Here is a 6,439-nt window from a genome sequence, read left to right on the forward strand (position 1 = left end):
GCAGAGAAGGGGAAGGCTGTGCTCGCCAGTTTGACGGAAAGCTTCGCGCTGCACGTCGCGGCTCTCGGCGGGAGCCGGTGATCCCATTGGAAGAGTTCACCGACAGCGTTTTCCACAGGCTCATCAGCTCGGGGGCAATCTGGCTACGCTGTGCCCATGGCAGCAGAGGTAGCAGCAGCGGTATCGGACCTTGTGGCGCGCACGGAAGTGCGGCGTCAGGAGTCGTCTTCGGCCCTTGACCCCAAGGAGCGCGCGAAGCGCGGCCAGTACTTCACGCCTGCCCCTGCCGCTGACTTCATTGCCTCCTTGGCGAGACTGGCCAGCACAGGCCCGATCCGGATCCTGGACCCCGGCGCTGGGGCTGGCTCTCTGACCGCCTCGCTCGTGTCGCGCATCCTCCAAGGCCAGCCAGAAGTGCACCTCAGCGTGACGGCCTGCGAGAACGACCCCCAGCTACACGAGACCCTGTCGGCGACCCTGGAGGACTGCGCGCGCACGGTCGAAGCGCTCGGCGGACGGGTGGAGACCACCCTGGTTAAGGACGACTTCATCGCCTGGGCAACACAGGCGGAAGGGCTGTTCGGCGAAGCACGTGGGCCGTTCGACATCGTGATCATGAACCCCCCGTACAAGAAGCTCGCCGCTGGCTCCCGCGAGCGCATGGCCGTCACAACGGCATGCACAGAAACTTCCAACCTGTACTCCGCGTTCATGGCACTTGGGATCCACCTTCTCGCCCCCGGTGGGCAGCTCGTCGCAATCACCCCGAGGAGCTTCGCGAACGGCCCTTACTTCCGACCGTTCCGCAAGTACCTCCTTGACCGGATGCATATCGACCGAGTGCACCTGTTCGAGGCGCGGAACAAGGTGTTCGCGGACACAGACGTGCTCCAGGAAAACGTGATCTTCTCCGCGACACGCACCGACGCTCCCGACCGAGGGCCAATCGTCATGTCCTCCAGCCACAGCTACGGCGGCGAAACACGCAGCCGTGCGGTGGAGTACCGGGAGATGGTGCAGCCAGAAGACAGCGAGCATTTCATCCACATCAGCGCCGACGAGGAAGACGCACAGCTCGCGGCGACTCATGCAAGCCTTCCGGCCACCCTCGCCACGATCGAGTGCCAGGTTTCGACCGGCCGAGTTGTGGACTTCCGCTCCAAGGAACACCTGCGGCCCGATCCGGAGGCAGGTGCAGTTCCACTGATCTACCCGTTGCACATGCGCGATGGCGGAATCCGCTGGCCAGTTCCTGGCGCTAAGAAGAACAACGCAATCGCGCTTAACCCAGACACCGAAAAGATGACGTTCCCCTCTGGGTACTACGTCGTCGTGAAGCGCCTGTCCTCCAAGGAGGAAAAGCGTCGTGTGGTTGCCGCTGTATTCGACCCCGATGTGACACCTTGCGCGCGAATCGGCTTCGAAAACCACGTCAACGTGTTCCACAGCGCAGGTGCCGGCCTCCCCAAGGAACTCGCCCGCGGTCTTTGCCTCTGGCTCAACTCCACGTTGCTGGACCGACTCATCCGACGATTCAGCGGCCACACCCAGGTCAACGCAACAGACCTGCGGAACCTGCGCTACCCAGGCAAGGACCAGCTTCAAGCCATTGGCGGCGAGTGGATAGAGGGTGGATGGCCCGACCAGGAGAAGCTCGATGACCTAGTCGAACGCCACCTGGAGTCGGCCGAGCCCCCGTCGCCCGGCGAGGCATAGTTCGGCGAGCACGGCTGCCGACCGGCTGATTACCGACGTCCTGGCGGAAGCATCCCGTTAGAAGCCGCCGGTCAGCAGGGCAACAGCACCCGCTCGGACGCCCTGTAGCCTGACCCTCACTCACTGCATCGATGTGGCTGGGGAGGCCCAGGGAGTGACGAAGGCACAGCAAGAAAAGAAGCTCGACGAGGCGAAGGAAATTCTCGCTGCGATAGGGATGCCCCCGAGGCAGCAGAACACCCGGACCGCACTCGTGCTGCTCTCGATGTGCAACCTCGGCCCGACGCAGGAATGGGCGGAGGTGAGCTCGAACACCCTCGGGATCACCGAGTGCATGGATTGGATGGCCATCCACTACCCGGACATCCCAAAGGGAACGAAGGACCCGAGCAGGTACGCCCCGAACAGCCGCGAGTCCGTGCGTAAGGAGTCGGTCCACCAGCTCATCGACGCCGGAATCCTCGTCAAGAACTCTGACGCGCCAGGCCGAGCAACGAACGACAAGAATAATCGATACCACCCCAGCGAGTTGGCCATAAAGGCACTGGCGAATTTCGACACGCCGGCGTGGCAGAATTCCCTGGACGAATTTCATGCCGAGTGGGAAAAGTTGACCGAGGTATGGGCCGCCGAAAGGTCGGTCCATCGAGTCCCCGTCAAGCTTCCCGACGGGACCGAGGTCAAGCTCAGCCCTGGGGAACACAGCGAACTTATCGGAGCTGTCGTCGAGCGCTTCGCATCGCAGTTCACGCCCGGGGGCACCATCGTCTACCTGGGCGACACGGGCTCCAAGTGGATCGTGAACAAGCCGAAGTACCTCGCTGACCTCGGCGTCGTGGTGGATGCTCACGGCAAGATGCCTGACGTAGTGATCCACTACACCGAGCGGGACTGGCTTGTCCTCGTGGAGGCGGTCACGTCCACCGGACCGGTCAACGGCCTGCGGGTCGCCCAGCTGAAGGAACTCTTCGCGGGAGCGCGCCCGGGCCTGGTCTTCGTTACCGCCTTCCAGACAAAGAGGATGTTCCGGAAGTTCGCTTCCGAGATCGCCTGGGAGACGGAGGCTTGGGTCGCAGAAGAAGAGACGCACATGGTGCACTTCAACGGCGAGCGCTTCCTCGGACCATACGACAAGGCCGAATAAGCAACGAGGGCCGCCCCACAAGGTGGGGCGGCCCTCAAAGAAGATATCGGCGACGACCTACTCTCCCACGAGGTCCCCCTCGCAGTACCATCGGCGCTGGCAGGCTTAGCTTCCGGGTTCGGAATGTTGCCGGGCGTTTCCCCACCGCTATGGTCACCGAAAACTGGTGAGCGCCTCCTAGCGGAGAAGCGCTTTCGAGAAGCAAGCATACAGGGTCAACGTTTGACCGAGCCCGCTGGTACGGAGAGCCACCCGCGATGCCCGCCCACGTATCGGGCGGCGGGAGTCATGGTCACGGGAGCAAAGGCCATGAGCCACGAACTTGCTGCTCCGACACCTGTACGACCCACTTGCCGAGTCACCGGGCGCCACAGCAGGTCGCCCAGCCAGGCCACAGCACCGGCAGGTGCGTGGGTGCGAACCAGCCAAGATTGCCCCCCACGAAGGCAATCATCCAGCCACTGGCCATGTACCGCTCTTGCGCGTAGCTACGCTGGCGGACCTCCAGAGATCTTGTGACACAGGCGGATCTGACCCGAAGGAGGACGCTTGAGCACTCATCTGCGCCTTGCACCGGAGATCCTGATCCGCCTGGGTGAGGAGCTGATCCCCCATCCAGACCTCGGAGTGATCGAGCTGGTCCGCAACGCGTACGACGCGGACGCGACGAAGAGCATCGTCCGGCTACACAACGCCACACAGCCCGGTGGCACCCTTGTCGTCGAGGATGACGGTGACGGCATGACGGCTGAGGAGATCCGTGAGGGTTTCCTCCTCATCGGGAGGTCGTCGAAGCCGGGAACGCCGGATAGCACGTCCAACCGCCGTCGGATTGGAGAGAAGGGCCTGGGCCGGCTGGCGGCGCTACGCCTCGGGCGCCGAGTAGAGGTGGTGTCGCGCCCTCGAAGCGAGCCCGGCGTAGAGCACACGCTCGTCATCGACTGGTCTGACTACGACACGGTTCGGTCCGTTGAGGAGGTCGAGCTCACGATTGTCAGCCGGCCAACCACAAAGACCCCGGGTACGTCGTTGACTGTTCACCGCTTGAAGCAGGGCTTCGACAAGGACCAGATGGAGCGTCTCGCCCGGGCCATGCGACTGCTCACGGGCTTCTTCGACGACGAGGACACAGGTTTCACCGCGACCCTTGTCGCCCCGCAATTCGAGCAGGTTTCCGACGCGGTGAACCGGAGCTTCTTCGATGAGTACGAATACAGGCTCGAAGCCCACCTTGATGAACAGGGCTATGCGAGCGCGGTCCTCTACGACTGGAAGGGTCAGGTAATCACGCGCGGCGATCACATCGACGTAGCACCAGATGACCGCGGCGGTCGCTTGCAATCCCCTCTCCGATATCAGGCGCCGGCTGCATCCTTCGAGCTGTGCATGTTCCTACTGAACAAGCGTTCGTTCGAACTGCGCAAGTCGAAGCGGAGGTTTACTGACCTTCGGCCCTGGCTGCGCGTAGTCGGAGGAGTTCACCTGTTCCACCGGGGGTTGCGTGTGCATCCTTATGGGGACCAGGGTTTCGATTGGCTAGACCTGAACCTCCTCCGAGCACGGAGCCCGGAGCTGCGCCCTTCGACCAACACAAGCGTCGGGCGGGTGTCAGTCGAGGACCCGGAGGGCTTGCTCATCCCCAAGACCGACCGGATGGGGTTCCAGGAGAACGCCGCGTTCATCGAACTTCGAGAGTTTGCCCGAAGCGCCACAGACTGGGCGGCGAGGGAACGGAAGCGGATTCGCGACGGCGAGCGACTGGTCAAGCCTGCACCAACTCGGCGCACTGGACCCGTCCCTACCGTTGAACCCGCCAAGGCACCCAGGGACCCCGACCCCTCAGGCGACGATGGGGTCGTCGAGCTAGTGGCCCAGCCGGAACTGCCGACTTTGGCAACTAGTTTGCCCGCCCAGCGCCATGAAGCCAGCTTGCCGTTGGTGCCGAAGGAGCGTCTTCTCTACCGGGCGCTCGCCACAACCGGGATCCTTGCCACCGCCTTCGCGTATGAGACAGCAGCCGTAGGCGAGGGCGGCGAGGCTGGTTTCAGGGCCGGCGAGCTTGCAGGAATCGCGGCTCGCGCCACCCAGGCAGAACGCTGCCTAGTTACGGTTCTGGATCTGAACGACGTGGTCGGGAGTGCCTTGAACGTCGTGCGGCCCCACCTAGAGCGGCGTGGCATCGCCCTCAATGAGGAGCTCTGGGGCGACCCGATCCGCGTAGCGGGTGCAGTTTCGGACCTGGAGGCGATCGTTTTCAACCTGGCTGCCAACGCCATGAGCTCGTTGGCAGATGCTGGTGACCTCTTGGGGGAGCGAGCGGTACTGGTTCGCACTCGGGTGGATGACGACCACGCACTGGTCGACTTCTCGGACTCGGGCCCCGGAATCGTTGACGTCGACATCGTGCAGATGTGGCGTCCGGGCGTGAGTGGCGGAAGGTCCAGGGGCGCTGGGCTCGGGCTGACAGTTGTCCGGGATGCAGTGGCCGACATGCGCGAAATGCAGGCTGGCGTTGACGAGGGCGGCGTCTCAGTAGATGCCTACGGGGAGCTCGGAGGCGCTTCCTTCCACATCCGTCTGCCATTGCGGCACGCTGACGAGCAGGCGTTCGGATAACGTCGGCTGCTGGAGGCCATCTGGGTGCCGACCAGCTCCCAGAACCCCTTCCGGACCACGCCGGCACGCCGTGGCTGGCACGCCGACCAAGGTTCTCCGGCGAACTGGGCGTCGGCGCCCACGGCGCCCACGACGCCCAGGTATCGGCACCTTCCACCTGCTCAGCAAGGTCGATCGGCCCCAACTCCGTCGCCTCGATGCCTTGACCGGCTACGGCGCCCTCCGCCACCACGATGTCGAGCCCCACCCCATCGAGGAGGTCTGCCCTCCTCGGCACCTGCCCGAAGCAGGCCGCCGAGATCCTCTGCAAGCGCCTGGGCGACTACCAAGAGGTGTTTCCAGCAAGCTGCGTTGAGGTCAAACCCTCATGAATGCCAAACGGCCCCGTTCTTCCTGCCAGACCCTCCGCTTCGGCCGTACGGGGGACAGAGTGTCTTCCATGACGGAGCTGAGCATGTTCTTTCACTTCACTTGCGAGGACGGCTGGACGGCCATCGAGGCCGCCGAGTCTATCGAGCCCAAGTCCAATGCCGCCGATCACGCCGACGGCCCGAAGCCTCTGATCTGGCTCACGGACAGCGAGACCCCAGCGGACACTGGTCTCTGTGACCCGGCCCGAACCGCGATCCGGATATCCCTCTCCCCGGCCGCGCCCGCCCGCTACTGGACGGTGTGGACGCATCTCGTGCCCCCGGCCAACGTTCTGGGCATCGAAGGGGCGGGCGGCGTACCTTCGACCTGGTACGTCAGCGATGCCCCGGTCACCGCCAACCACTTCGGCAAAGTTGTCCGCGTGGCGACCGGCGAGGTACTCAAGGCCGCACCCGTCGCCCCGGCTAGGGCCTGTGTGATGTCGTGATCAGTTCCTGAGTTCTGTCCTCTGCGCGGGGTGGAATCCGGTAGGACTGTGGTCGTGACGCGCAGGCAACTCACCAATGCCCAGTGGAAGTTCATCGAGCCGTT

4 protein-coding genes and 1 rRNA gene are annotated in these 6,439 nt (G+C 63.9%); 4 read left to right on the forward strand and 1 reads right to left on the reverse strand.

What is annotated here, in order from left to right; translation table 11 throughout:
• Positions 1-156 precede the first annotated feature (156 nt).
• Both E6R62_RS31020 and E6R62_RS31025 read left to right on the forward strand, forming a co-directional pair.
• A complete protein-coding gene (locus E6R62_RS31020; protein ID WP_136216800.1) occupies positions 157-1,716 on the forward strand; it encodes an Eco57I restriction-modification methylase domain-containing protein in 1,560 nt (519 codons plus the stop codon).
• Between the two features lie 154 nt (positions 1,717-1,870).
• Positions 1,871-2,860, forward strand: a complete 990-nt coding sequence (locus E6R62_RS31025; RefSeq protein WP_136216801.1) for a BsuBI/PstI family type II restriction endonuclease — start codon at positions 1,871-1,873, stop codon at positions 2,858-2,860.
• Between the two features lie 44 nt (positions 2,861-2,904).
• Here the strand turns inward: E6R62_RS31025 and rrf are convergent.
• Positions 2,905-3,021 (reverse strand): 5S ribosomal RNA (rrf, locus tag E6R62_RS31030).
• A gap of 388 nt (positions 3,022-3,409) precedes the next feature.
• On the opposite strand from rrf, the gene E6R62_RS31035 reads away from it, so the two are divergent.
• Positions 3,410-5,476, forward strand: a complete 2,067-nt coding sequence (locus E6R62_RS31035) for a sensor histidine kinase (protein ID WP_136216802.1) — start codon at positions 3,410-3,412, stop codon at positions 5,474-5,476.
• 439 nt (positions 5,477-5,915) lie between these two features.
• Entirely contained in the window at positions 5,916-6,335 is a 420-nt protein-coding gene (locus E6R62_RS31040; protein WP_136216803.1) for a hypothetical protein, read from the forward strand.
• Positions 6,336-6,439: the final 104 nt, after the last annotated feature.

Source organism: Streptomyces sp. A1136, assembly GCF_004795055.1.
Lineage (GTDB): Bacteria > Actinomycetota > Actinomycetes > Streptomycetales > Streptomycetaceae > Streptomyces.